We start from the raw sequence: 23,610 nt of genomic DNA on the forward strand, positions 1-23,610 counted from the left end.
CATGCTGTGGATCGACACGCACTGCCACCTCGACGCGCATGAATTCGGCAGCGAATTGCTGCAGGTGGCGGCGCGCGCGCAGCAGCAGGGCGTGGCGATGATCGTCGTTCCCGCCGTCGAACGGGCCAATTTCGCCATCGTGCGCGATCTGGCGGCAACGGCGCCCAACGCCTGCTATGCGCTCGGTATCCACCCGATCTACGTGCCGCACGCCACCGAGGACGATTTGATCGCCCTGCGCGAAACCGTGGCGCTGGCCATGCATGACCCGAATTTTGTGGCCATCGGCGAGATCGGACTCGATTTCTTCATTCCCATGCTGTGCGAACCGGCCATGCGCGTCAAGCAGGAGCATTTTTTGCGTGAGCAGCTGAAAATCGCCCGCGACTTCGATTTGCCCGTGCTGGCCCACGTGCGCCGCTCGCAGGACATCGTCCTCAAACACGCGCGCCAGATCCGCCCGAACGGCGGCATCGCCCATGCGTTCAATGGCAGCTTCCAGCAGGCGCAGGGCTATATCGATCTCGGTTTCAAGCTCGGTTTCGGCGGCGCCATGACGTTTACGCGCGCCTTGCAGATACGCCGCATGGCGAGCGAACTGCCTTTGGACGCCATCGTGCTGGAGACGGACGCGCCCGATATTTCGCCCAGCTGGATCCACCCGGGCCGCAACAGCCCCGAAGAATTGCCCCGCATCGGCGCCGTGCTGGCCGAATTGCGCGGCCTGGAACTTGCCGATGTGGCGGCGCAAACCAGCGCCAACGCGCGCGCCGTGCTGCCCCGATTACCCTTGATGGAATGAGACCATGAACAAGAAAATGCTTGCGAGCGCCCTGGCGGCCTGCCTTTCCGGCGCGTTTGCGCCCGCCATGGCGGCGGGCGGCGCCCAGTGCGACGGCATGCCGCGCCTCGACGTCACCACGCCGGCCGGTTTTTGCGTGGCCGTGCTGGCCGACGGCCTGAAATTTCCCCGTGGCGTGCTGCCGCTGACGAATGGCGACATCCTCGTCACGGACATGACGGGATGGGCGCCGAAACAGGGCAAATTGTGGCTGCTGCAGCCCAAGGCGGCCGGTGGCGGCTACGAACGCAAGCTGCTGCTCGACAAGCTTGATCGCCCGAACGGCATCGTGCAGGGACCGGACGGCTTGGTCTACGTGGGCGAGGTGGGACGCATCTTCCGTTTCGATCTGCGCGACCCGGCCCGCGCCACCACCGACGTGATCGGCGGCACGGCCAAGACGCCGCGCCTGCCGGGCCTCGGTTTGCATCTGCTGACGAACATGCGTTTCAGCCCCAAGGGCGACCTGTACGTGAATGTGGGATCGAGCACCGACCATTGCGAGAACGATGGCAAGGCGCCCGATCCGGCCAAGGCCTGTGCTTCGGCGGAAGGCCCGGAAGCGCTGGGTGCCATCCGCGAATACAAGATGGCCTGGCCGGCCGGCACGGTGACGAGCTGGCGCACGCATGCGCGCGGCTTGCGCAATTCGATGGCGCTGGCCTTCCATCCGGTCACGGGCGAACTGTGGCAGGCGGAAAACGCGCGCGACGCCATCCAGGCCGCCATGCCGCAGCTCAAAAGCGACGAAAACCTGCCGCATGAAGAGCTCAATCTGATCAAGGCGGACCAGCATTACGGCTGGCCGTACTGCTACGACGACAATGTCGCCAGTCCCGAATATCCGAAGACGGCTTGCGCCGCCCAATATGCGGCGCCGCAGCGCTTGCTGCCCGGCCACGCCGCGCCGCTGGGCATGACGTTTTACACGGCCAGCCGCTTCCCGGAGCTGTACAAGAACAGCCTGATCATCGGCTACCACGGCTACCGCAGCAACGGCCACCGCCTGGTGGCCCTGCTGCCCGACAAGGCCGGTGCGCCGCTGGGCAAGTCCGTTGAATTGATCAGCAACTGGGAGCGCAAGGGCAAGCAGGGCAGGGGCGCGCCCGTCGACGTGAAGCTGGGCCAGGATGGCGATATTTACATGGCCGACGACCATAACGGGCTGGTGCTCAAGCTGCATTATGCGGCGCCGGGCAAGCCGTAAGCGGCCTTCATCCGACGTCCTCGCTGGCGTTACGGCGGGCGTCGGCTTACGGCCTTTGGCCTAAGCCGACCTACATGCTCAAGTAGGTCGGATTGGCGTGGCTATGCCGCGCGTAATCCGACGTTGTTGTTGGCGTTACGGGTGTCGTCGGTTTACGCTTGATCTCGCTCAGTGCGGAGCTGCCGCATCCTCCTACAATCGGCCTGATGTCCCTGTCGACCAGGGATGACGGGAGGCTGACGTGAAACCTGCATTCATCAAGCTGCGTGAAAATTACTCGAGCGTGGCGGCCGTCGATCAGGCGGCCCTGTTCCGCGAAATCGGCTGGGAAGACTTGATCGGCAAGGACAGCTTTGCCAACACCTGCGCCATCCGCGTCAGCCTGGCCCTGATCAAGGCCGGGGTCCAGGTCAAGGGCCGAATGGCGATACGCAAGGGGGCATTCAAGGGCGCGCTGATCGAACCGGGGCAGGCCAAGCTGTCGCACATGCTGGCCAGCCCCTCGATGTTTGGCGCGCCCGAAAAATTTACCAGGGATGACGCCATGGAAGGCATCGGCCAGCGCCAGGGCGTCGTCGCCTTCTTCCGCATTCCCGGTTACCTGGGCGGCGCGGGCGGGCATATCGACATCCTGCTGCCTTCCATCGGGGCGAAGGTCTGCGGCACCGAATGCTACTGGGATTGCAGCGAGGTCTGGTTCTGGCCCGTCAGTTGACGCTTATTTGAACTTCTTCGAGCGTCCGCGCGAGGCCGCATTGTGCGCGCGCAGGATGGAGTCGACCCGTTCCGAGGCATCGCGCGACAGGTTTTGCGCGACCGCGATATCGGGGAAGAATTCGGGCAGGCGGTAGCTGAGCCAGGCATACGCGGAATAGTAGCGGCAAGTGTCTTCCACCTGCTGCAGATTCTGCGTGCCGCCGCCGTACGCGTGCTGGCGCAAGGTGCTCGTTTTTCCCTGCGACAGATTCTTCGCCCAGTGCTCCCACGCCGTCTGCAGCGAGGGCACCTTGCTCGAGATCGGCACCAGCGACAAGGTAAATTTGTCGGCCACGGACAGGGGCAGGGTGTCGAGCCAGACGGCGCGCTCCTTCTGGTCTTCCGTGATGCGCGGGAAGAAGAAGCCGTCCGGCACGTCGATATTGTGGATGAAGCGGCGCAGCAGTTTACTGAGCGACAGCTCGCCCGTCACCGACGAAATCCGGTGCAGGTGTTCCAGCGAGGGCGCCACGGCAAAGCCGCTGGTGTTCAGCGGGTGCAGCTTTTCCTTCAGCAGGGCGCGCATCACTTCATGCGTCTCGTTGTCGTAGCCGGCCACGAGGCCCTCTTCATGCACGCCGTAGCGGCCCGCGCGTCCGGCGATCTGGCGCGCCAGCGCGGCCGAAATCTCTTCCTCTTCACGGCCATTGTATTTGACGCAGGTGGTCATGACGATGCGCGCGATCGGCATGTTCAGGCCCATCGCCAGCGCATCCGTGCCGACGACGATGTCGGCCGTGCCGTCGCGGAAGCGCTGCGCCTGCGCGCGCCGCACCTCGGGCGACAGGTTGCCGTAGACGGTGGCCACGGCCAATCCCGTTTCCGTGATCATGTCGCGCCACATCAGCACTTCGCGGCGCGAAAAGGCGATGACGGCGTCGCCGCGGCGCAGGTTGCGCACCTTGCGCACGGCCGTCGGCTCCATCGACAGAGGCGCCATGCGTTTCAATACATGTACTTCCAGCGGGCAGTCCAGGCGTTCGGCCAGCGCCTCGATGGCGCGCCGCGCTTCCGGCGCCCCCACCAAGTAGACGGTGTGGGCGGGCGCGCCGCAGACGGCCGCCGTCCACGCGGCGCCCCGGTCCGGGTCGGCCAGCATCTGGATCTCATCGATGACGGCCACTTCGACGACGGTTTTCGTGTCCAGCATTTCCACCGTGCTGGCCACGTGCGTGGCGCCGTCGACGACCCTGCGCTCCTCGCCCGTGATCAGGCTCACGGCCAGCGGTTTGCCGTGCGGCGCGGCTTCCTGCAGGCGCTCGTAATTTTCCAGGGCCAGCAGGCGCAATGGCGCCAGGTAGATGCCGCTCTTTGCCTTGGCCAGCGCTTCCATGGCGCGGTGCGTCTTGCCGGAATTCGTGGGGCCGAGCAGGGCGATGAAGCGGCGCGGCAGGCGTCGCGCCATCTCGAACGAGGCGGGATACTCGGCCAGGTTGATGCTCTGGCGAGTGCGTGCCGCGTGCTGCTCTTCCTGCTGGCGCTCGATGGCGTGGTTGAAGCGCTGGCGGATGCGGTCGAAGACCATGCCGGCCGGCTCGGACGTCTGCATGTCGGCCAGCGTGTGCAGGAAGACCATCGGGTCCGTGTCTACATCCTCGCTCAGGCCCGCGATATCGGCGACGAAATCCATCACATGCTGGCGCAGTTCCTCGAAGACGGCCGCGCTGGCCCGTTCGCGCACCAGGGCCAGCTTGGTCTCGCGGTCCATCTTGCGCCATTTGGCCGGCCGCGCCAGCACGCCCTGGCTTGGCACCAGCGCATACGGCACCACCAGGTGGCCTGCCTTGACCACGCCGGAAAAGCGCACGAAGACGCGGCCTTCCATCTTGACCAGGCGGATATGCTCGGCCAGCTCCCCCAGTTCCGCGACCAGGGTGGCGTCGTTATTGTCTTCGCTGCTGTCGGAAAGGTCGGTGGAAGTATCGGGAGGAAGTGCGGAGGAAGTCATGTCGTGCCTGGGTGTTGAAGTAAGCGAGGCCGATTATACCGTGCGCAGGGCAAGATTTTTCCCCGGAGCACGGTGCGGCCGCCGCACGAGCGCTGATCTGTAAAGCGATGATTCCCTGAGGCGGATAAGCAACTGGCAACCATGGAGGGCGGCGCTGCCGCCTGCTTGCCAATCATCTTGCTTGAACGCGGAATGGGAATCCGATATCCGGTGCTTTGCGCTTATCTGTTTTTCCCTGCGACATTTTTATTCGGCTGGAATTTTCATGAATGTATTTTTATTAACTTTGTTGGTTTTTTGAATTTAACATTAAAATTTCAATTGCCGTGGCGCCGATGATAACAAAGAGTATGTTTTTATCGATAGTCACGGTGATGATATTCGTATCGTGTCTGTATTTTTCATTGCGCAAGGAATTGGCCGATGGCGTGAAATGAATTGAATTGTCTTGACAATTAATAATGGCGAGCTGATCATGGCTTCAGATTTTGCAAGGGTATTTTGGTATTTTTTCAAAATATCTGAAATTGACGGCGACGTACGGCATTATTCTGGATGCCGGTCTGGCTATCGGCTGGGGCGTGCCGTTGATATGCACGGCTTTGATTTGGCGGTGCTCCAGGATTTGCTGGCGGCCGCAGGATTTTCCATTTCGCGCTGACGTACGGCCAGCGCGCGATGACACCCGACATACCTGTGTATGTGGCCCTGCGCCAGAGGATGGCGCGCGCGGGGATTCATCAGCCATCCGACTTTGGGAGAACTCCATGAATAAAAAGCTCGCTGCATTTCTTTTTGCATCAGGTCTCGGTTTGGCGGTGACTGCGACGCCAGCCTTTGCCAATTGCTATAGCGCCTGCGCTGCCGAATGGCGGGCTTGCATCGCCGCCGGTACCTCTCAAGCCGAGTGTGGTGCCGAGCGGTCCGCCTGCCTGCAATCCTGCAATTGACGGGAGGAATACTGCGCGCTGCGGCTGCCACTATCGTAGCCTGTTGCTGCTGACGCCAGCAAGCCATGGCGCCGATGGCAGTTCAGGCTGCCCGTGCGCGCACGGCGCGTAGCCCCCAGCCGGTGGCGATCAATCCGTCGCCGGCTTGCAGCGGCGCTGCGGCCTCCAGGAACGCGCCGCGCAAACGCTGCCTGGCGTCATCGTCCAGGCGGTCGATGTCATACGTGTCAAGCAGGGCGGTCCACAGTTCGCCCGGCGTGGGAGACCAGGGCACGTCGATGTCGTCGAATGCAACGTCCGCAAAACCGGCATTGAGCAGCGCGCGCCAGCCCGCTTCCGATCCCGCGCGCCGGTCGCCGAAGCGCAGCGGCGGCAGTTCGGTGCTGGCAATCGGTTTGAAGACGCGCATGAAAACCTCGTTCACTTCGCCCAGCAAGAAAGTCCGGCCGACGATGGCCGCGAACTGGCCGCCGGGGCGCAGCACGCGGCGCATTTCCCGCACGACTTGCTCAATGTCGTCCATCAACATCAGCGCCATGTGCGAGACAAGATAATCGACGCTGGCCGACGGCAGGTCCAGCGCCTGGGCGCGTTCCTGCCGCAGCCGCACGGAGGCGGGGAGGGCGGCGCGCGCGGCGGCCAGTTCGGCCCCGCTCATGTCGATGCCGAGCAGTTGCAATTGAGATTGTTGCCTGGCTGCCAGCAAGCCCAGCAGATAACCGTCGCCGCAAGCCAGGTCGAGCACCGTCAAGGGGTTATTGCCGACCGGCACGAGGTCGCTTAACACGGCATAGGACGAGGCCCAGGTAGCCGTTGAGGAGTGGGCGGGCAGGTGGGCAAACGCGGCGCTGGTCACGCCAACTTGCCTTTGATGGAAGTCTTGCAAATAGCTTTCTGCCGCTGTCAGTGGGGTCATGCAAGGTCCGCCAAGTCGTGGCGCCTGGGCGCCGGATGGCCATCTTAGCATGGCGAAAGTATCGGCTACGGTGGTGGCGTATGGCGTGCCTGAACGATCTTATCTACTGCACCTTTGCGCCAGATCAGACGGCAAGGCGTGGAAAGCGATCACAGTAACTGAGCCCCTTTCGCAGCGAGCGGATTTGCCTTCCCATGCGCACCCTGATACTCGGCTTTGCCGCTGGCGCCGCCTGGTTGCAGACGCAGGCAAGCTTGCCGCCGCACGCTGGCGCGCTGCTGTCGGTGATCGCTGGCGCGGCGCAGCTGATGGCGTGGCTGTTATGCCGACACGCGCGCTGGCGTTCCGGTTGGCGTTCCGCTATTGCGCTCTCGGCCGGCGTGGGGCTGGGCTTTTATTGGGCCGCCTGGCTGGCCCAGTCCGCCATGGCGCCGCAGCTGGCGCTGGCCGACGAGGGGCAGGACATCGTCGTGACAGGCACGGTGGCCAGCTTGCCGTACCGCTTCGAACAGGGTGTGCGCTTCAATTTTTCCGTGGAAAAAACTGTGGGGACAAAGGTGCCGCCCCTGATTGCCCTTTCCTGGTACGCGGGCTTTCGCGATGAGGTGACGAACGAAGTGGGCGACGTGCAGCCGGGCGAACGCTGGCGGCTGACGGTGCGCCTGCAGCGTCCGCACGGCAACGCGAATCCCATGGGTTTCGATTACGAGGCGTGGCTGCTGGAGCAGGGCGTGCGCGCCACCGGCTACGTGCGGCCGCAGCCGCGCGCGGATACGCCGAACGTGCGCCTGGCCGCCTTCGTGCCCGGTTTCGGCAACGTGGTAGAGGCCAGCCGCGCGGCCTTGCGTGCGCGCATACTGCGCAGCCTTGACGGAAAACAGTATGCGGGCGTGATCGTGGCGCTGGTGGTGGGCGACCAGCGCGCCATTCCCCAGTCGGACTGGCAGGTGTTCAACCGCACGGGCGTCAGTCATTTGATCTCGATTTCCGGCCTGCACATCACGATGATCGCGGGACTGTTCGCCCTTGGTGCGGGCGCGCTGTGGCGGCGCTCGTTTTTCACGGACCGGCAGCTGCCCTTGCTGCTGCCGGCGCAAAAGGTGGCGGCGCTGGTTGGCGCGCTGGCGGCATTGGTGTATGTGCTGCTGGCCGGCTTCGGCGTGCCCGCACAGCGCACTTTATATATGTTGCTGGTGGTGGCGCTGGCCCTGTGGCTGGGGCGCATCACCAGCATCGTCCATATCCTGTGTCTGGCGCTGGGCGTGGTCGTGCTGCTCGATCCCTGGGCCGTGCTGTGGCCCGGTTTCTGGCTGTCGTTCGGCGCCGTTGCCACCATGCTGTACGCGACGGCAGGCCGCACCACGGCGCCTTTGCCGCAGAACGCCAGCCGCTGGCGCCGCCTGCGCGCGGCCGTGGCGCTCGGTGCGCATACGCAATACGTGGTGACGGTGGGGCTGGTGCCGTTGACGATGCTGCTGTTTTCGCAAGTGTCGCTGGTCAGCCCTGTGGCCAACGCGCTGGCCATACCCGTCATCAGCCTGATCGTCACGCCCCTGTCCCTGGCGGGCAGCCTGCTGCCGGCGCCTTTGTGCGACGGGTTGTTGCTGCTGGCGCACGCCATCGTGCAGATGCTGGCGCAGGTGCTGGACTGGCTGGGCGCGCGCCGCTTCGCCGTCTGGACGGCGCCCGCGCCCCCAATGTGGAGTTTTTGCTGGGCACTGTTCGGCACGGCCTGGCTGTTGGCGCCACGCGGATGGCCGCACCGCTGGGCCGGCATGCTGGGCTGGCTGCCCCTGCTAACGGCCTTGCCATCGAGTCCGCCGCCGGGCCAGATGTGGATCACGGCCTTTGATGTGGGACAAGGCATGGCCGTACTGGTGGAAACCCACGATCACCGACTGCTGTACGACACGGGCCCCGCCTACAGTCTCGATGCCGACGGCGCCAGCCGCGTCATCGTGCCCTATTTGCGCGCGCGCGGCATAGCCAGGCTGGACGGCGTGATCATTTCCCACAGCGACCTCGATCACGCGGGCGGCGCCATTTCCCTGCTGGAAAACATAGACGTGGGCTGGCTGGCCTCGTCGCTGTTCGATGGCCATCCGGCCGTCGAGGCCCGGCGGCAAGCCGGGCGTCCGTATCTGCACTGCGTGGCCGGCCAGAGCTGGACCTGGGAAGGCGTGCACTTTGCCATGCTGCACCCGTTGCCCGCCAGCCACACGGACATTTCCCTGAAACCAAACGCCCGCAGCTGCACCGTGAAGATCACGGCCGGCAAGCATGCAATCTTGCTGGCTGGCGACATCGAGGCGGCGCAGGAAGCACAGTTGCTGGCGCGCTCGGCAACTGGCGCGCTGGCGGCCGACGTGCTGCTGGCGCCGCACCACGGCAGCGGCACCTCGTCGACACCGGCCTTTCTGAACGCCGTCCATCCGGCCCTGGCGATTTTCCAGGTCGGGCACCGGAACCGCTATAAACATCCGAAGCCGCAAGTGTATGCGCGCTATGGCGACATGGGCATTGCGCGGCTGCGCACGGATGTGACGGGGGCGGTGGTGCTGGAATTTGGCGACGATATCGACGCGACGTTGTACCGGGCCAGCCGGCCACGGTATTGGCATGGGCGATAAGGCAGTGCGCCTCATCGGATGCCGGACAGGAGACCCATTATGTGCGATGAATGCAATCCCTTCGAGCGCTTGCTGGCGAAGGCCGACGTTGCTTACCGGCGCTTGCGTTCGATTCGGTGGGATCAAGGGTTACGTTATGTGGAGGGGATTTCGCCAGCGTTGGCGCAGGCGACACAGCATACGGGTATTGGTATCGCGAGCGGCTTGTTTACTGGCTTGATCTTGTTTGGATTGCAATTTACGAGTGATCAGCCTGTCAATGACATGGCCAAATCGCTACAGCGCAAATTCATTGTGCATGACCAGGATATTCCAGCGCCCTTGTTCAATCTTGTCCTTTTTCTGGTGGCATGCACCATGTTGTTGACTGCCGAGTGGGGGCATTTTTTCAGGCAGAAAGTGCTGGTGCCTGTCATACATGGCATCTCGCATACAGTGTCAATTAGCACCGGGATGTTATTGTCGCTCGTCTTTTCGGACGTGCTGACGACGAGTTTTCTGCCGAATATCGGACAATGGTTATTCAGCCTCCTTATTATTTCGATAGTGTGGATACTCGCAGTGACGATGAACGCAGTTATTTATTTATGTCGCTACGGCGTGGTGGGCTATGGCGAAAGAAGAGCTGCGCTGGCGAAGAGTGTCCTGCACTGCAAAAAAAGTACGAGGTCCTGCACTTTATTTTTCCACTGGTGGGAATTTTTCTCATCTTTTACCTGTGGGGAGATGTCAAGCGCAGCGCCGTACAGGTGGCCGATGCCGCCAAGGCCAGCAAGGTGGCGGACTGTGCAGTTGCACACTAGCTGTTTTCATATTCGCTTCAGCAGCATCTCAACGGAAGAACCCAATCGAGGAGCGTTGATTGTTACATTTAAGCAGCCATTATCTGATCAGCCTGGCCCAGGCCGCCGACATCGACGCCATCACGACCTTGTTGCAAGCTAATTCCCCATCGCAGGGCGGCAGCCTGACGGGCGAGTTTTCGCGCGACAAGGTGGCCAGCATGGCGGATGGCGAATCGCCCGTCATTGTGGCGCGGCGCGCAGCGGACGGGCCTGTCGTTGGCGTGTTGTTCAGCGATGCAGCTGCCACCGCGCAGGCGCCCGTGGTGCTGGCCATGCTGGCCGCGTATCGGGGAAGTGACAAGGCCTACGTGTATGGCCCCGTCTGCATCGCGGACTCGGAGCGTGGGCAGGGCTTGCTGGCGCTGCTGTACTCTGCCATGCGGGCGCGGCATGGGGGGGCGGAGGCGGTGCTGTTCATCCGGCGCGACAATATCGGCTCGCTGCGTGCGCATGAACGACTGGGCATGCGCGAGGTGGCCGCCTTTGTTTTCGACGGCGCGCAGTTCGCCGTGTATAGCGACGTCATCGCCGCGAAATAGATGCTAACTTGCCCGTTCATCGGGTATTTCCAGCCCTCGCTGCCGCACATATTCCAGAAACAGCCGGGCCCCCTTGGCCATCCTCGACGTGCCATACACGGCATGGATGCTCGGGTCCAGCTCCTTCGACGAGGTCAGCCGGTATGCCGTGCAGACCCGGCGCAGGGTGCCTGCCGCCACGGCCGGTTCCGCCAGCCAGCTGGCCAGGCGCACGATGCCGGCGCCTTCCAGGGCCGCCTGAAAGGTGGCGATGCCGGAAGTGAAGCGGAAGCGGGGCTGCACCTGGTAGCGCACGTTGCGCTCGGTGGAAACGAAATGCCAGTCGCGCAGGATGCGGGGAGCCGAGTGCATGATGATGTCGTGGTCGGCCAGCTCTTCCGGTTCGTCGGGCGCGCCCATGCGGGCGATATAGTCGGGCGAGGCGTACATGTAGCGGCGGTAGTTCCACAGGGGATAACCGATCAGCTCGCTCGACTGGGGGAAGGCGCCGCGGATGGCAAAGTCGAGCTTTTCCTGGATGGGGTCGATCGATTTGTCCGAGAAATGGATGTCCACGGACACGTTCGGATAGTCGCGCGAAAATTGCGCCACCACTTTCGGCAGGAAGCCCAGCGACAAAATTTCCGGCGCGGAGAGGCGCACCCAGCCTTGCGGCGAGTTGCTCAGCTCTGCCAGCTGGTCTTCCGCCTCGGCCTGCGTTTCCAGCAAGTGCTTGGCCGACGCGTAATAGGTTTCGCCGGCCGTCGTCAGGGTGAACTGCTTTTGCGTGCGCAGGATCAGCTCGGCGCCGATGGCTTCTTCGAGGAACTGGATGGCGCGCGTGACGGCCGACGGCGAGCGTCCCAGCATGCGCGCCGCGTGGATGAAGCTGCGCTTTTCCACCACGGTGCAAAAGGCGCGGATCTCCCACATCAGTTTCATCGACATCGCGTCACTCCCGGCAAAAGAGGCCAGTAGACCGCATGGGGCGCATTCCGTCAAGCGTTACGCCTGATTGCGTTTTCCGCAATTTGAAGTTGCATCGGAAAAAGTGTCTGACGCCTATACTGCCGCTGTCACCCATTCCATATTGCCTATCATGCTGACCATCTCGCTGCTGTGTTTATTTGCCTTCTTTGCCGGCCTGATCGATGCCGCCGTGGGCGGGGGCGGGCTGATACAGCTGCCGGCCCTGTTCAACCTGATGCCGAACATGGCGTCGACCTCCTTGCTGGGCACGAATAAACTGGCGTCCGCCTGCGGCACCACGTTTGCCGCCCGCTCGTTTGTCGGCAAGGTGCACATCCCGTGGCTGCTGGTGCTGCCCGCCGTGGCCAGCGCCTTCGTCATGTCCTTCATCGGCGCGGCCGCCGTGTCCTACGTGCCGCAGCAAGTGGTGCGCCCCATGGTGCTGGTGTTGATCATCATCATGGCGATCTACACCTTCATCAAGAAGGATTTCGGCACGACGCGCGAAGCGCGCCCCATCGGCCCGCGCGAGCGCATCCTCGCCATCGTCATCGGCGGCGCCATCGGCTTTTATGACGGCCTGTTCGGGCCGGGCACGGGCAGTTTCCTGATTTTCCTGTTCATCCGCGTCTTCGGCTTCGATTTCATCCTCGCCTCGGCCTGCTCGAAACTGGTGAATATCGCCACCAACGTGGCCGCGCTGGCCTTCTTCATTCCCGCCGGCCACGTGGTGTATGCGGTGGCGGCGCCCATGGCCGTGTGCAATATCCTGGGCGCCCTGACGGGCACCTGGATCGCCGTGCGCCGCGGCGCCGCCTTCGTGCGCATCCTCTTCCTCGTGCTGCTGGTGCTGCTGATCGTGAAGTTGTCCTACGACATCTTCTTCAAGTAAGTTTTTGAACGACAACAAGCCATGAAAACCATCCGGGGCGTGCTGTGGGACAACGATGGCGTGCTGGTCGATACCGAGCAGCTGTTTTACGAAAGCAACCGCGACTTGCTCTTGCCCTACGGCATAGACTTGACGCCGAAGCAATTCTTTGACTGGTTCCTGGACAATAATTACGGCGCCTGGCATCTGCTGCTGGGGCAGGGCCATGCCATCGAGCTGGTCGAGCGCCTGCGCGCCGAGCGCACCGAGCTGTTTGCGCAACGCCTGCGCCAGGCGCGCCAGCTGGCCATCCCCGGCATCGGGCAAGTGCTGGCGGCGCTGCGCCCGCATGTGGCCATGGGCGTGGTCACCAGCGCCTATGAGCAACACTTCCGCATCAGCCATGCGGCCACGGGCTTGCTGAGCCACTTCGACTTCGTGCTGACGCGCGAAATGTATGGGGAAAGCAAGCCGGCGCCCGACGGCTACCAGCTGGGCTTGCAGCGCCTGGGCCTGGCCGCCGCCGACTGCGTGGCCGTGGAAGACTCGCCGCGCGGCTTGCGCGCCGCCAGGGCGGCCGGGCTGGAATGCATCGTCGTGCGCAATCCCATGAACCGTCACCACGCGTTTGACGAGGCTTTTTGCGTGGTCGATTCCAACGCCGAGCTGGGCGAAGTGCTGGCTTCGTTCGTGCCCGGCATGGCGGCGGTACAAGGGCAATTAGAGGCCTTCCTCTGATCCGTCTTGCCGGCATGCCATTACAATTGCCTATCGCATTCACCGGCACCGTCCCACGATGACCCTCCCGCAACTGCACTTTGCCCACGCCAACAGTTACCCTGCCGGCACCTACCGCAAGCTGTTCGGCTTGCTGGGCCAGCACTACACCGTGCAGGCGCTCGACATGCATGCGCACGACCCGGATTATCCCGTCAGCACGGGCTGGCCCGAGCTGGTGCGCGAGTACATCGACGACCTGGAACGCCGCTACAGCGCGCCCGTGATCCTCGTCGGCCATTCGCTGGGAGGCATGCTCAGCGTGATGGTGGCCAAGCAGCGGCCCGACCTGGTGCGTTGCGTGGTCTTGCTCGATTCGCCCGTGGTGGCGGGCTGGCGCGCCTTGCTGGTGCGCCTGGCGCGCAACACGGCGCTGGGCGAGCGTTACTCTCCCGCCCGTTTTTCCGCCCGGCGGCGCAAGCTGTGGCCCGACGCGCAAGCCGCGTATGAACACTTCGCGGCCAAGGACATGTTCGCCATCTGGGCGCCGCAAGTCTTGCGCGATTACATCGACAGCGGCCTGGTTCCCCATCCGGACGGGGTGCAGCTGCGGTTTACGCGCGAAGTGGAAACGCAGGTCTACCGCAGCTTGCCGCACCATATCGGCGGCCTCGTCAAGGATGGTTTGCCCGTGCCCATCGGCTTTATCGGCGGCACGGAATCGGTGGAATGCCGCCAGGCGGGGCTGACGGCCACGCGCAAGTTGGTCGGCAAGTTTTTCCGCCAGGTGCCGGGCGGGCATCTGTTTCCCATGGAAAACCCTGAACTGACGGCGCAAGTGGTGCGCGAGATGATCACGGCATTGCTGGCGAAACAATAGCCTTCCACCAAGGATTTTCAGGGGATGGGGGCCAACAGCGGCGGATTTTCGCGTAAAATCCTGCCATTCGGGCCGCGCCTGCACCAGGCGCGCCGCCCCAGCCATTCGATATTCTAGAAAGATACCCCTGCGATGACGATTAAAAGCGATAAATGGATACGCCGCATGGCGGAAACAACGGGCATGATCGAGCCGTTCGAACCGGGCCAGGTCAAGGAACGCGACGGCAACCGCATCGTTTCCTACGGCACCTCCAGCTATGGCTATGACATCCGTTGCGCCGACGAGTTCAAGTTGTTTACCAACATCAACACCACCATCGTCGACCCCAAGGATTTTGACGCGAATAACTTCGTCGACGTGTCGGGCAAGGGCTATTGCATCATCCCGCCGAATTCGTTCGCGCTGGCCCGTACCGTGGAATATTTCCGCATTCCCCGCAACGTCTTGACGATTTGCCTGGGCAAGAGCACGTATGCGCGCTGCGGCATCATCGTTAACGTCACCCCGTTCGAACCGGAATGGGAAGGCTATGTGACCCTGGAGTTTTCGAATACGACACCGTTGCCGGCGAAAATCTACGCCAACGAAGGCGTGGCGCAAGTGCTGTTCTTCGAATCCGACGAAGTGTGCGAAACCTCGTACAAGGACCGCGGCGGCAAATACCAGGGCCAGGTGGGCGTGACCCTGCCGAAAACCTGATTGCTTGAACGGGCGGGGCCCAGTCCTGCTTTAAATCTGTTTCAGCAGCCACGCCTTCAGCGCCGTTGACGGCTGGTACAGGGGAACATGGCCGCGCAGCAAGATTTGCGCGCTGCGCCGGTAGGCCGCGCCGTCGATGGTGATGTTGCCCGTTGCCCCGTCCTGGCGCGTCACGATGGTGGTGTCCAGGATGCCGGCCGGGTTGGCTATGCCCAGTTCCATCTCTGTTTCCGCTTGCTTGACTGGCGGCACGCCGCGCGCCAGCGCATGCGCCACCGTGCCCGGTATCAGGCAGGCGGCCGCCAGGCAGCAGCCCCCCGAGACGGCCAGCGAGGCGTGGCCCGATTGCGGCGTAAAGTAACGCACCGCAATATTTCCCTCTCCCGCCGCCGGCCCCACGATGCAGAACTTGGGGATGGTTTCGCTGCGTTCCAATTCCGCCAACGTCATCAACCCGCCATCGCGCTTGCGCAAGCCCATCAGCAGTCTCGCCGCGCTCCACACCTGGCGGATCGCCTGCATGAACGCCGTGTCCGCTTCCAGTTCCGCGATGGACTCGTGCGCCGTCTTGCCGAACTGGCTCGCTGGCGCGATGACCATGGGCACGGCCACATCCACGCACGAGACCGCATAACCGTGCACCACATCCTGCGCATTGCCTGTTGGTAATAACTTGCCCGTCTTGGCGCCTGCCGGCTGCCGCAGGAACAGGTCCACGCGGGGGAAGTTGCCGGTCACGCCAGGAATGCTGGCGGCCGTAAAGCTGCCGTCGCGTTCGCGCGCCATGCGCGAGGTGGTGATGACGCCCGTGTTGGTGTTGCGGATATCGATATCGTGCGCGCCGATGGCCAGCGCCTCGATCACGCCGCTGTCCAGTCCCCACAGTTGCAGGGCGGACGACATATTGCCGCAGTTCACGCTCCAGTCGATATCGCCGTGTTCGCCAGCCAGCTGGGCCAGGGTGCTGACCAGGCGCGGCTGGCCCGCATGCTGTTCCACCTCGGCGAGGAAGACTTTATTGCTGGTGGGCGCGCCCCGACCCATGCCCGTGATTTGCCGGTTGCCCGGCTGCCGGCCGGACTGGGGCACGCCCATCAGGTGGCGCAGCAATTCCTCGCGCAGCGTTTGCTCGGCCGGCACGCAGGCCCCGTGCAAGACCAGGCCCGTCGATGTGCCGCCACGCATGTGGTGGACGGGAAACTCGATCACGCCGCAGCGTTGGCGGGGCACGAGGTCGGGCAGGGCGGGCAGCAGGGGCGTCATCATCATGGATCGTGGTCAAGGCAGGAAGCGCCAGTGTGCCAGTTTTTCTTGCTGGCGTGCAATCGGATGGTGCGCGCGGCGTCTTTACATGGCTTTACCCGCCTTTACATTTGCCGCCCTGTATTGAGTACCTTGCGCGCCGATAATAAGGTATTGAATAATCAGGGGGGCAGTATGGTAGCGGCAATCGGTTCCGGCAGCGCAGTCAGCGCGGCCAGTGGCGCCAGTGCGGGCAGCAGTGCGCAGATCGCGGCGTTGCAAAAGCAGATCACGGCGGCGCAAAAACAGTTGACGGAGTCGCAGAAGGGCGAGCAGACGGACGCGTCGCAAAAGCTGCAGCAGCAGCTGGCGCAGCAAATTCAGGCCTTGCAGGCGCAAATCGCCCAGCTACAGGCGGCGGCCGCGCAGAAGGCGGCGCAAGGCGATTCCCAAACGGCCAGCAGTGCTGACACGGCGGCCAGTCCCGCCAAGTCCGCCTCGTCCACGCTGGGCAGCATCATCGATACGCAGGCGTAACAACACATCCACGCACCAGGCTTGCCGACAGTTCAGCCTGGCGTTTTGACGGGCAGCAGCATTTCCACGCACAAGCCGCCACCGCTGCGCAAGCTGGCCCCGATGCGGCCGCCATGGGCGTTGATGACGTGCCGGGCGATAGCCAGGCCCAGGCCGTGTCCATCCGTGCTGTGCTGGGTATTACTGGCGCGGAAGAACGGTTCAAAAATGCGCGCCAGGTCCGCGCCAGCCACGCCGGGGCCCCGGTCCAGCACGGCGATGCGCAGCCAGTCGGACATGCGAGACAGTTCCACTTCCACCGTGCCGCCATCGGGGCTGTGCTTGACGGCGTTGCGCACCACGTTTTCCACGGCGCGCGCCAGCAATTCTGGCTGGCCCGTGACGCTGGCGTCGGGCATGGCCGCATCGCCCGCCAGTTCGACGTTCAACTGGCGTGCCCGGGCCTCATAGCGGGCGTCGTCCACGATGTCGTGCACGAGGTCGGCGATGCTGACGTCTTCGCTGTGCATGTGCCCGGCTCCCGTTTGCCCGGCGCCGGCTTCCAGCCGTGACAGCGTCAGCAGTTCACCGATCAGTTTATCCATGCGTTCGCTTTCGCGTTCGATGCGCTGCATCGAGGCGGCCATCTTTTCCGGCTGCTGGTGCGCCAGGCCGATGGCGGCCTGCAGGCGCGCCAGCGGCGAGCGCAACTCGTGCGAGACGTCATGCAGCAGACGTGTCTGGCTATCCATGAGGCTGCGCAAGCGGCCCGTCATGCGGTCGAAATCGCGGCCCAGGTCCGTCAATTCATCGCCGCGCTTGCCGCTGGCGTGAAAACGCGGCGCCAGATTGCCGTGCGAGGCGGCCTCGAACGCTTGCCGCAGGTCGCGGATGGGGCGCGCAAAATACCAGGCCAGCAGGAAAGAAAACAGCAGGCTGGCGGCAATGGCCGCCCCCAGGGGAATGAAGGTGCGGTAGGGCGTGTCCATGCGCGGGGGCGGGCCGCGGCCGAATTCGCCGCGTGGCGGCGCAGTGCCTGCTTCGTGGGGCCGTGGACCGGCTCCCATGGCGCGCGGGCCGCTCATGGCGACGGCGTTGAGCGTGTCGCGCGCGGCGCCTGCTTCGGCATTGCGGAAGCGTTCGGACGAGGGCAGGAACAGCAGATAGCGCTGGCCGTCGCTGCCGGTGACCGTGCGCACGACGGGATGGGCCTGGCTTTGCTCCAGCATGGCGCGCGCCTTGGCCAGCATGGCGGGATGCACCGCGCGGCCCATCAGTTCGTGTCCGCGCGCATCGACGGCAAACACGCGCATGCGCTCGAGCTTGCTCAGGAATTGCCGCAAGGCCTGGCTGCCGCCCGCTTCCAGGGTGGCGCTGGCGGCCTCGATGATCATTTGCGCGGGCGGACTGGTGTCGATGTCGAGGGCCCGCTCCTGCTGGGCCGCCCGGTTTTTCAGCCAGAAGGTGCCGCCGATGCCGATGGTGGCGGTCACTTGCGCCAGCATGATGCACAGAAAAAACTTCCAGAACAGACGGCCCACGCTTACTCCTTGATCAGCTGGTAGCCGAGACGGTACACGGTCTGCAGGCAGGAGCGGCCATCGGCCAGGCTGCCCAGTTTGCGGCGCAGGCTGCTCAAGTGCACGTCGATATTGCGGTCGAAGCGGGCCATGGGACGGCCCAGACCCAGTTCCGATAATTGATTCTTGCTTACGGGCTTGCCCGCATGGCGCACCAGCACTTCCAGCAAGTTGAATTCCGTGCTCGTCAGCTCCAGGTGCGCGCCGGCCCAGGAAACGCGGCGCTGTTCCGGCCACATCGTCAGTTGCCCTACGGTGAGCGGCGCCAGACCCGAGCTGTCGTGCGGCGCCGCCTGCGCGCGGCGCAGGATGGCGCGGATGCGCGCCGTCAGCTCGCGCGGCGTGCACGGTTTCGTCACGTAATCGTCGGCGCCCAGCTCCAGGCCCACGATACGGTCCGTATCGTCGCCGCGCGCCGTCAGCATCAGGATGGGCAGGTTGCTGCCGGCGCGGATGCGGCGCAGGGTTTCCAGTCCATTCATGCGCGGCATCATGACGTCGAGGATGGCGATGGCGTACAGGCCCGTCAGCGCCTCGGCCGCGCCGCTTTCGCCGTCATGCACGGCGCGGGCATCGAAACCTTCCTGCGTCAGGTATTCCTGGAACATGCCGACCAGTTCCACGTCGTCATCGATTAACAAAACCTTGCTCATGCCTGTGCTTTTTTCGGGTGAATATCGCCCGATGATAGCAGTCAACAGGCGCGGCTCAGGGCCCTTTTACCCGCTTTTACATACGTCCGCTTACATTTGCGCAGCTTCCTTTACACGCTTTTACGCGGCCCTAACGTTGCTTTACACGCCAGACGCCGACAATCAGCGCTGATCTCCACGAAAGGAACGCCCGATGAAATACCTGAGTATCGCCGTATCCCTGTTGCTGTTGTGCGCCTGCAGCATGCCGCTGCTCGCCCTGGCCCAGCAGGAAGCTGCGCCGTCCGGCTTCCGTCACGGCCCAGGCGGACCCGGCGCGCTAGGCTTGCCGCCGTTCCTGCATGGCATCGACCTGAGCGAAGCGCAGCAGGATAAAATTTTTGCCGCCACCTACGCCCAGGCGCCCTTGCTGCGGGAACAGGAAAAGATCGCTTTCAAGGCCCACGAGCAGCTGCGCGCGCTGGCCGCCTCCAGCGCCTACGACGATGCGCAAGCCAGCGCGCTGGCGAACACGGCGGCGCAAGCCATGGCGAAGATCAGCTTGCAGCATGCGCGGCTGGAGCAGCAATTGCTGGCCGTGCTGACGGCGGCACAGCGCCAGCAGGTGCAGCAGCGGCACGACAGCCGCCAGGGTCCGCGCGACCTCCGGCGCTCCGAGTAAGCGGCAGGCGCGAGCGCAGGGAGAGCCAGCATGCGCATCCATGCCTTGCGTCCGGGCAGCAGCTTGCAGGCGCTCTCGCGCCATGCGACGCAGGCGCTCTCGCGCCATGCGACGCAGGCGCTGTACCTGTGCGCCAGCCTGAATCCCGCCTTGGCGGGCTTGCCCCACTTGATGGAATATCTATGGAACTACATGATCACGGTCTGGCATCCGACCTCGAAATGATGCGGCAACAGGCGGCCGAGCGGCGACAGGTGCTGCGCTGGCTGCTGGCCGGCGCCGCCACCTTGCCCCTGATGAGCTGCGGCGGCGGGTCGGACGCCAGCGGCGCGGCGGCAGGCAGCGGCGCCGCTGGGGTCACGACACCCAGCACGGGCGCATGCACAGTGATTCCCGAGGAAACGGGCGGGCCGTATCCTGCCGATGGCACGAACACGTATGGCGGCAGCATCATTAACGTGCTGAACCAGTCGGGTGTCGTGCGCAGCGATATCCGCGCCAGTTTTAATGGCGCCACGGGTGTGGCGGCGGGTGTGCCGCTCACCATCAAGCTGCAGTTGCTTAACGCCAGCGGCAGCTGCGCCAGCCTGGCCGGTTACGCCGTGTATGTATGGCATTGCGACCGCGACGGCCTGTATTCGCTGTATTCGAGCGGCGTGACGGCGCAAAATTACCTGCGCGGCGTGCAGGAAACGGACAGCGCCGGCAACCTCAGCTTCACGACGATCTTTCCCGGCTGCTATGCGGGGCGCATGCCGCACGTGCATTTCGAGGTCTATCCCAGCCTGGCTAAGGCGGCCTCTGTCTCGAACCGCATCAAGACCTCGCAGTTCACTTTTCCAATGGCAACGTTGAATGAGGCCTACACGGCCAGCGGCTACACGGCCAGCGTGCGCAACCTGGCGCAGATCAGCTATGCCAGCGACAATGTCTTCAGCGACGGCACCAGCCTGCAGATGGCCACGGTGACGGGCAATGCCACGGATGGCTACGTCGTCACGCTGGTGATCGCCGTCAATGGTTAAGTTGTCGTCATGAACCCCAGGTCGCGCCGGCTGAAGTTGCCGATGTTCGGGAACACCTCGGCCAGCTGGCTGTCGGCCACGCCGAACCACTTGGCCAGCGTGGCGCCGTACTGGTCGACGGAGGTGGTCGGCAGCAGGGCGCCGGAACCGACGTCCAGCTCATGGCCCAGGCCCGTGACGGGGAAGGAGCCGTAGATGTCGCGGCCCTTGACGGCGCCGCCCACGACAAAGTGGTGCGCGCCCCAGCCGTGATCCGTGCCATCGCCGTTGCTGCTGAAGGTGCGGCCGAAGTCCGACGCCGTAAAGGTCGTCACCTGGCGCCGCAGATCCGCGCCCTGCAGGGCCGCCAGGGTCGTGTCGAAGTAGGCGAGCGCATGGGCCAGCCGGGCCATCAGGTCGGCATGCAGCGCCTTTTGCCGGTCATGCGTGTCGAAGCCGCCCAGGGTCACATAAAATACTTGCCGTTTCACCCCCAGGGCGCCGCGTCCGCCGATGATGCGCGCCACCGTCTGCAATTGCACGGCCAGCGGATTGACGCCGGACGCGCCTGTGTTCGGATTGACGTAGGGCGGGGGATTCGGCACGCCGCCGGGACCGGCCGCCAGCATGGCGCCGCTGAGGACGCTCTGGCTGGAGATGGCGCGCTGCACGACGGCCACGTGTTCTTGTTCGATCAGGTCGCTGCCCGCATCGTTGATGATGGCTTGCAGCGCGCCCGCGCCGCCCGTGCTGCCGTACAGGCTGCCGCTCAGGCCGCGGATGGGCACGGCGCCTGACTGGGCCACCTGGAACTGGCGAACCTGGCGTCCGCTGAGGAAAACCGTGTTGCCTGCGGCGGAGATGGCCGTGAACATGGCATTCGTATTGCCCGCGCCCGCCACGTCGCTGATGCGCCCGCCCCAGCCCGTGCTGGCTCCTTCCGGCGAACCCGATTGCCACGTCGATTGCTGGTCGCTGTGCGAAAAGAGCCTGGGTGGCAAGGCCACGCTGCCCGCCTTGTACTGTGCCAGCGTGGCGGGCTGGATCAGGGTGCCCACATTGGCCACGACGGCAGCGCGGCCAATGTCGAACAAGTCTTTCAGGGGCGCGAGCTGGGGATGCAGGGCAAAGGCGCGGCCCGTTTGCGCAGTAGCGGGCACGATGGGCAAGACGCCGCCCGTCTCGCCTACGCCGGGCAGATGGATGGAATCGGCGGCGCCCGTGTTGCGCAAGCGCGTGTATTCATTCCATGACGTGGGATCGGTGGCCAGCACCGTGTTGAAGGCGTCGTTGCCGCCTGCCATGAACAGGCACACCATGGCCTTGTAGTCGCCGGCCGATTGCGCAGCGGCGTTGCCCATGGCGGCCAGGTTCAGGGCGAACGGCGCGGCCGTGGTGCCGGCCAGGCTCAGCATGGAACCGAGGAAGCGGCGGCGGGAAAAGGGGAAGTTTTGCATGTGATCGCTCTTACTTTTGTACCAGGTAGGCTGGCGAGGCCATGGTCAGGAAAATGGCCAGCTTGACGCGGTTGGCCTGGGCCGTGGCAACTTGCGCGGCATTGCTGGCCGTGGCCGCAGGGATGCTGACGCCATTGACGGCGGTCAGGATTTGCCCACGCAGCCTGGCGGGCATGCTGCCATGCATCAGGAGCAGGTCGATGCGGTCGAGCAGCGCGCCCGTGTCGGCGGCCAGTGCCATTTCACGCGTGTAATCGGGCTTGACTTCACGGCGCTCGCCCACACCGCTATTGATGGCTTCCTGCATGAAGTTCAGATAGCCCGTCACCGACGGTTCAGCCGTGATTTGCAGTTCCGGCGCCACCAGGCCCGCGCTGACCAGCGCGGAATTGGGCGGCGTATAGGCGGGGCGGAAAAAACTGAATACGGAGGAGGGATTCAAGGGACTCTGGCCCAGCCCGCTCAATGGGTCGTCGAGATAATAGATGCGGTAGCGCCCGTCGGCTGGCTTGGCATCGAAGGCGCGCATCCAGCCGGCCAGGCGCAGCAGCGGCTCGCGCAGCTTACCTGTGCGCAGGGAGGTTCCGCTTGCAGACAGCGCTTCCGGGTCGAGCAGCGCGGCGCGGATGACGGCTTGCATGTCGCCGCGCACGCCGCTGCCATTGTTGGCAAACGCGGCGGCCACACGGCCCACATAGGCGGGGCTGGGATTGCTGCTGACCAGGCGCTGGATCAGCTGGCGGCCAAAGAATGGTCCCGCATTGGGATGGTTGAACAGGGTGTCGAGCGCCAGTTTCAAGTCGGCCTGGCCGCTGCTGGCGCCGGAAATGCTTTGGCCCAGGAAGCGCTTGTCGCCGCTGGAATGGAAGGCCGCGTAGTTCTGCATCGGCTTCCAGTCACGGTCGGGATCGGCCGTGCCGCCATAGAAGCGCGCGGCGCTCTGGTCCGGACCGGCCCAGCTCCAGCCCGTAAACACTTTCGCCAGGCCCGCCACATCGTCGTGCGTGTAGGTCTCGATGGGTTTGCCTCCGGACAGTTTCAGGCTGCCATCCGCATTCAGCTGGTACAGGCCGATGCTAAACAGCTGCATCACTTCGCGCGCGAAGTTTTCATCGGGCGTGCGCGTGGCCGATTCCTTCTGGTTGCGCAGGTGGGAAAGGTACAGTCCCATCATCGGATGCAGGGCCACGCCTTCCAGCAGATCGCGGAAGTTGCCAAAAGCACGCTCGCCCAGCATGTCGTAATAACTGGCCACGCCACGCACTTGTGGTCGCACGGACTCATTCTGCATGGAAATGACAAAGATTTCCGACAGGGCAAAGGCGATGCGCTGGCGCAATTGATCCTCGCTGCGAATACCCTGCTGCCAGAAGGATTCATACACAGCCGTAAAACCCACTGTTTGCCCGCCGGCCGCCTGCGCCGCCAGCATGGCGTCGATAGATTTCCGATGCAAGGTTTGCGGCTTGGAAAACTGGGCCCTGAACCAGGCATTGCTGTCGCTGGCGGCCAGCGCATCGATGGCGGGCATGTCGGGACCGAACGTGGCGCGGCCCAGGAAGCGTGATGCTTGCTGGCGCGTAAAGGTGGTGGCCGCCTGGCTGGCCGGAGGCGTGGTCGCTGGCGGCACGACCGGGACGTCCTGGTTCTGGGTGGAGCTTGTCTTGCTGTCGCCGCCCCCGCCGCAGGCGGAAAGCAAACTGAATAATGTGACGGCCAATAAACGGCGCAAAGTAGGTTCGGTCAT

General features: G+C 64.1%; 24 protein-coding genes. 16 read left to right on the plus strand and 8 right to left on the minus strand.

Translation table 11 applies throughout. The annotated features are described in order from the left end of the window. Window positions 1–4: 4 nt before the first annotated feature. The 3 genes from CSQ95_RS15905 (at window position 5) to CSQ95_RS15915 (ending at window position 2,763) form a co-directional block, all read left to right on the plus strand. A complete protein-coding gene (locus CSQ95_RS15905; RefSeq protein ID WP_099410245.1) occupies window positions 5–802 on the plus strand; it encodes a TatD family hydrolase in 798 nt (265 codons plus the stop codon). A 4-nt stretch (window positions 803–806) separates the two neighbouring features. Continuing rightward, window positions 807–2,048: a sorbosone dehydrogenase family protein gene (locus CSQ95_RS15910; protein WP_099410189.1), complete on the plus strand. Its 1,242-nt coding sequence runs from the start codon at window positions 807–809 to the stop codon at window positions 2,046–2,048. A 241-nt stretch (window positions 2,049–2,289) separates the two neighbouring features. Further along, the gene (locus CSQ95_RS15915) at window positions 2,290–2,763 is read left to right on the plus strand and encodes a T6SS effector amidase Tae4 family protein (protein ID WP_099410190.1); all 474 of its coding nucleotides are present in this window, start codon (window positions 2,290–2,292) and stop codon (window positions 2,761–2,763) included. A 3-nt stretch (window positions 2,764–2,766) separates the two neighbouring features. Here the strand turns inward: CSQ95_RS15915 and CSQ95_RS15920 are convergent, their stop codons facing one another. Next, window positions 2,767–4,752: a helicase-related protein gene (locus CSQ95_RS15920; RefSeq protein WP_099410191.1), complete on the minus strand. Its 1,986-nt coding sequence runs from the start codon at window positions 4,750–4,752 to the stop codon at window positions 2,767–2,769. Window positions 4,753–5,200: 448 nt separating this feature from the next. On the opposite strand from CSQ95_RS15920, the gene CSQ95_RS29150 reads away from it, so the two are divergent. Together CSQ95_RS29150 and CSQ95_RS29155 are read left to right on the plus strand one after the other, a co-directional pair. Further along, window positions 5,201–5,413, plus strand: coding sequence for a hypothetical protein (locus CSQ95_RS29150; protein ID WP_139143754.1), 213 nt, complete (start codon window positions 5,201–5,203; stop codon window positions 5,411–5,413). A gap of 106 nt (window positions 5,414–5,519) precedes the next feature. Further along, complete coding sequence (locus tag CSQ95_RS29155; protein WP_139143755.1) at window positions 5,520–5,702, plus strand: hypothetical protein; 183 nt, start codon at window positions 5,520–5,522, stop codon at window positions 5,700–5,702. Window positions 5,703–5,784: 82 nt separating this feature from the next. Here the strand turns inward: CSQ95_RS29155 and CSQ95_RS15925 are convergent, their stop codons facing one another. Beyond that, complete coding sequence (locus tag CSQ95_RS15925) at window positions 5,785–6,618, minus strand: class I SAM-dependent methyltransferase (protein ID WP_099410192.1); 834 nt, start codon at window positions 6,616–6,618, stop codon at window positions 5,785–5,787. 194 nt (window positions 6,619–6,812) lie between these two features. On the opposite strand from CSQ95_RS15925, the gene CSQ95_RS15930 reads away from it, so the two are divergent. Genes CSQ95_RS15930 through CSQ95_RS15940 form a run of 3 tightly spaced genes read left to right on the plus strand, consistent with a single transcriptional unit; the run spans window position 6,813 to window position 10,632 of the window. After that, window positions 6,813–9,248, plus strand: coding sequence for a DNA internalization-related competence protein ComEC/Rec2 (locus CSQ95_RS15930; RefSeq protein WP_099410193.1), 2,436 nt, complete (start codon window positions 6,813–6,815; stop codon window positions 9,246–9,248). Window positions 9,249–9,287: 39 nt separating this feature from the next. Beyond that, window positions 9,288–10,193: a hypothetical protein gene (locus tag CSQ95_RS29160; RefSeq protein ID WP_143449986.1), complete on the plus strand. Its 906-nt coding sequence runs from the start codon at window positions 9,288–9,290 to the stop codon at window positions 10,191–10,193. Further along, on the plus strand, window positions 10,111–10,632 hold the full coding sequence (locus CSQ95_RS15940) for a GNAT family N-acetyltransferase (protein ID WP_099410195.1): 522 nt from the start codon (window positions 10,111–10,113) through the stop codon (window positions 10,630–10,632). The genes CSQ95_RS29160 and CSQ95_RS15940 overlap by 83 nt, the downstream gene beginning before the upstream one ends. 3 nt (window positions 10,633–10,635) lie before the next feature. Here the strand turns inward: CSQ95_RS15940 and CSQ95_RS15945 are convergent, their stop codons facing one another. Further along, window positions 10,636–11,559, minus strand: coding sequence for a LysR family transcriptional regulator (locus tag CSQ95_RS15945; RefSeq protein ID WP_099410196.1), 924 nt, complete (start codon window positions 11,557–11,559; stop codon window positions 10,636–10,638). 151 nt (window positions 11,560–11,710) lie between these two features. Between CSQ95_RS15945 and CSQ95_RS15950 the strand changes: the two genes are divergently transcribed. The 4 genes from CSQ95_RS15950 to dcd all read left to right on the plus strand — a co-directional run bounded on the left by CSQ95_RS15950 (window position 11,711) and on the right by dcd (window position 14,750). Further along, a complete protein-coding gene (locus tag CSQ95_RS15950; protein WP_034756294.1) occupies window positions 11,711–12,472 on the plus strand; it encodes a TSUP family transporter in 762 nt (253 codons plus the stop codon). Window positions 12,473–12,493: 21 nt separating this feature from the next. Beyond that, window positions 12,494–13,189 carry an HAD family phosphatase gene (locus tag CSQ95_RS15955; RefSeq protein WP_099410197.1) on the plus strand — a complete coding sequence of 232 codons (696 nt, stop codon included), beginning with the start codon at window positions 12,494–12,496 and terminating at the stop codon, window positions 13,187–13,189. Window positions 13,190–13,247: 58 nt separating this feature from the next. Further along, the gene (locus CSQ95_RS15960) at window positions 13,248–14,048 is read left to right on the plus strand and encodes an alpha/beta fold hydrolase (protein ID WP_099410198.1); all 801 of its coding nucleotides are present in this window, start codon (window positions 13,248–13,250) and stop codon (window positions 14,046–14,048) included. A 132-nt stretch (window positions 14,049–14,180) separates the two neighbouring features. Further along, window positions 14,181–14,750 carry a dCTP deaminase gene (gene dcd, locus CSQ95_RS15965; protein ID WP_034755486.1) on the plus strand — a complete coding sequence of 190 codons (570 nt, stop codon included), beginning with the start codon at window positions 14,181–14,183 and terminating at the stop codon, window positions 14,748–14,750. A 30-nt stretch (window positions 14,751–14,780) separates the two neighbouring features. Here the strand turns inward: dcd and CSQ95_RS15970 are convergent, their stop codons facing one another. After that, window positions 14,781–16,019, minus strand: coding sequence for a PrpF domain-containing protein (locus tag CSQ95_RS15970; protein WP_257218070.1), 1,239 nt, complete (start codon window positions 16,017–16,019; stop codon window positions 14,781–14,783). 168 nt (window positions 16,020–16,187) lie between these two features. On the opposite strand from CSQ95_RS15970, the gene CSQ95_RS15975 reads away from it, so the two are divergent. Next, the gene (locus tag CSQ95_RS15975) at window positions 16,188–16,529 is read left to right on the plus strand and encodes a FlxA-like family protein (RefSeq protein ID WP_180279073.1); all 342 of its coding nucleotides are present in this window, start codon (window positions 16,188–16,190) and stop codon (window positions 16,527–16,529) included. A gap of 32 nt (window positions 16,530–16,561) precedes the next feature. On the opposite strand, the gene CSQ95_RS15980 is transcribed toward CSQ95_RS15975, so the two are convergent. Both CSQ95_RS15980 and CSQ95_RS15985 read right to left on the minus strand, forming a co-directional pair. After that, window positions 16,562–18,049 (minus strand): cell wall metabolism sensor histidine kinase WalK, encoded by a 1,488-nt coding sequence (locus CSQ95_RS15980; protein WP_070291599.1) that lies wholly within the window; start codon window positions 18,047–18,049, stop codon window positions 16,562–16,564. Window positions 18,050–18,051: 2 nt separating this feature from the next. After that, the gene (locus CSQ95_RS15985) at window positions 18,052–18,741 is read right to left on the minus strand and encodes a response regulator transcription factor (RefSeq protein WP_070224464.1); all 690 of its coding nucleotides are present in this window, start codon (window positions 18,739–18,741) and stop codon (window positions 18,052–18,054) included. Window positions 18,742–18,934: 193 nt separating this feature from the next. Here CSQ95_RS15985 and CSQ95_RS15990 point away from each other — a divergent pair, with 193 nt between their 5' ends. Genes CSQ95_RS15990 through CSQ95_RS16000 form a run of 3 tightly spaced genes read left to right on the plus strand, consistent with a single transcriptional unit; the run spans window position 18,935 to window position 20,427 of the window. Further along, window positions 18,935–19,402, plus strand: coding sequence for a Spy/CpxP family protein refolding chaperone (locus CSQ95_RS15990; RefSeq protein ID WP_099410200.1), 468 nt, complete (start codon window positions 18,935–18,937; stop codon window positions 19,400–19,402). Between the two features lie 30 nt (window positions 19,403–19,432). After that, complete coding sequence (locus CSQ95_RS15995; protein ID WP_099410201.1) at window positions 19,433–19,627, plus strand: hypothetical protein; 195 nt, start codon at window positions 19,433–19,435, stop codon at window positions 19,625–19,627. Then, on the plus strand, window positions 19,585–20,427 hold the full coding sequence (locus tag CSQ95_RS16000) for an intradiol ring-cleavage dioxygenase (RefSeq protein WP_099410202.1): 843 nt from the start codon (window positions 19,585–19,587) through the stop codon (window positions 20,425–20,427). The genes CSQ95_RS15995 and CSQ95_RS16000 overlap by 43 nt, the downstream gene beginning before the upstream one ends. On the opposite strand, the gene CSQ95_RS16005 is transcribed toward CSQ95_RS16000, so the two are convergent. Both CSQ95_RS16005 and CSQ95_RS16010 read right to left on the minus strand, forming a co-directional pair. Further along, complete coding sequence (locus CSQ95_RS16005; RefSeq protein WP_099410203.1) at window positions 20,424–21,863, minus strand: DUF1501 domain-containing protein; 1,440 nt, start codon at window positions 21,861–21,863, stop codon at window positions 20,424–20,426. The genes CSQ95_RS16000 and CSQ95_RS16005 overlap by 4 nt on opposite strands. Before the next feature lie 10 nt (window positions 21,864–21,873). Beyond that, window positions 21,874–23,610 (minus strand): DUF1800 family protein, encoded by a 1,737-nt coding sequence (locus tag CSQ95_RS16010; protein ID WP_099410204.1) that lies wholly within the window; start codon window positions 23,608–23,610, stop codon window positions 21,874–21,876.

The sequence above is a fragment of the Janthinobacterium sp. BJB304 genome (assembly GCF_002735765.1).
Classification (GTDB): Bacteria; Pseudomonadota; Gammaproteobacteria; order Burkholderiales; family Burkholderiaceae_D; genus Janthinobacterium.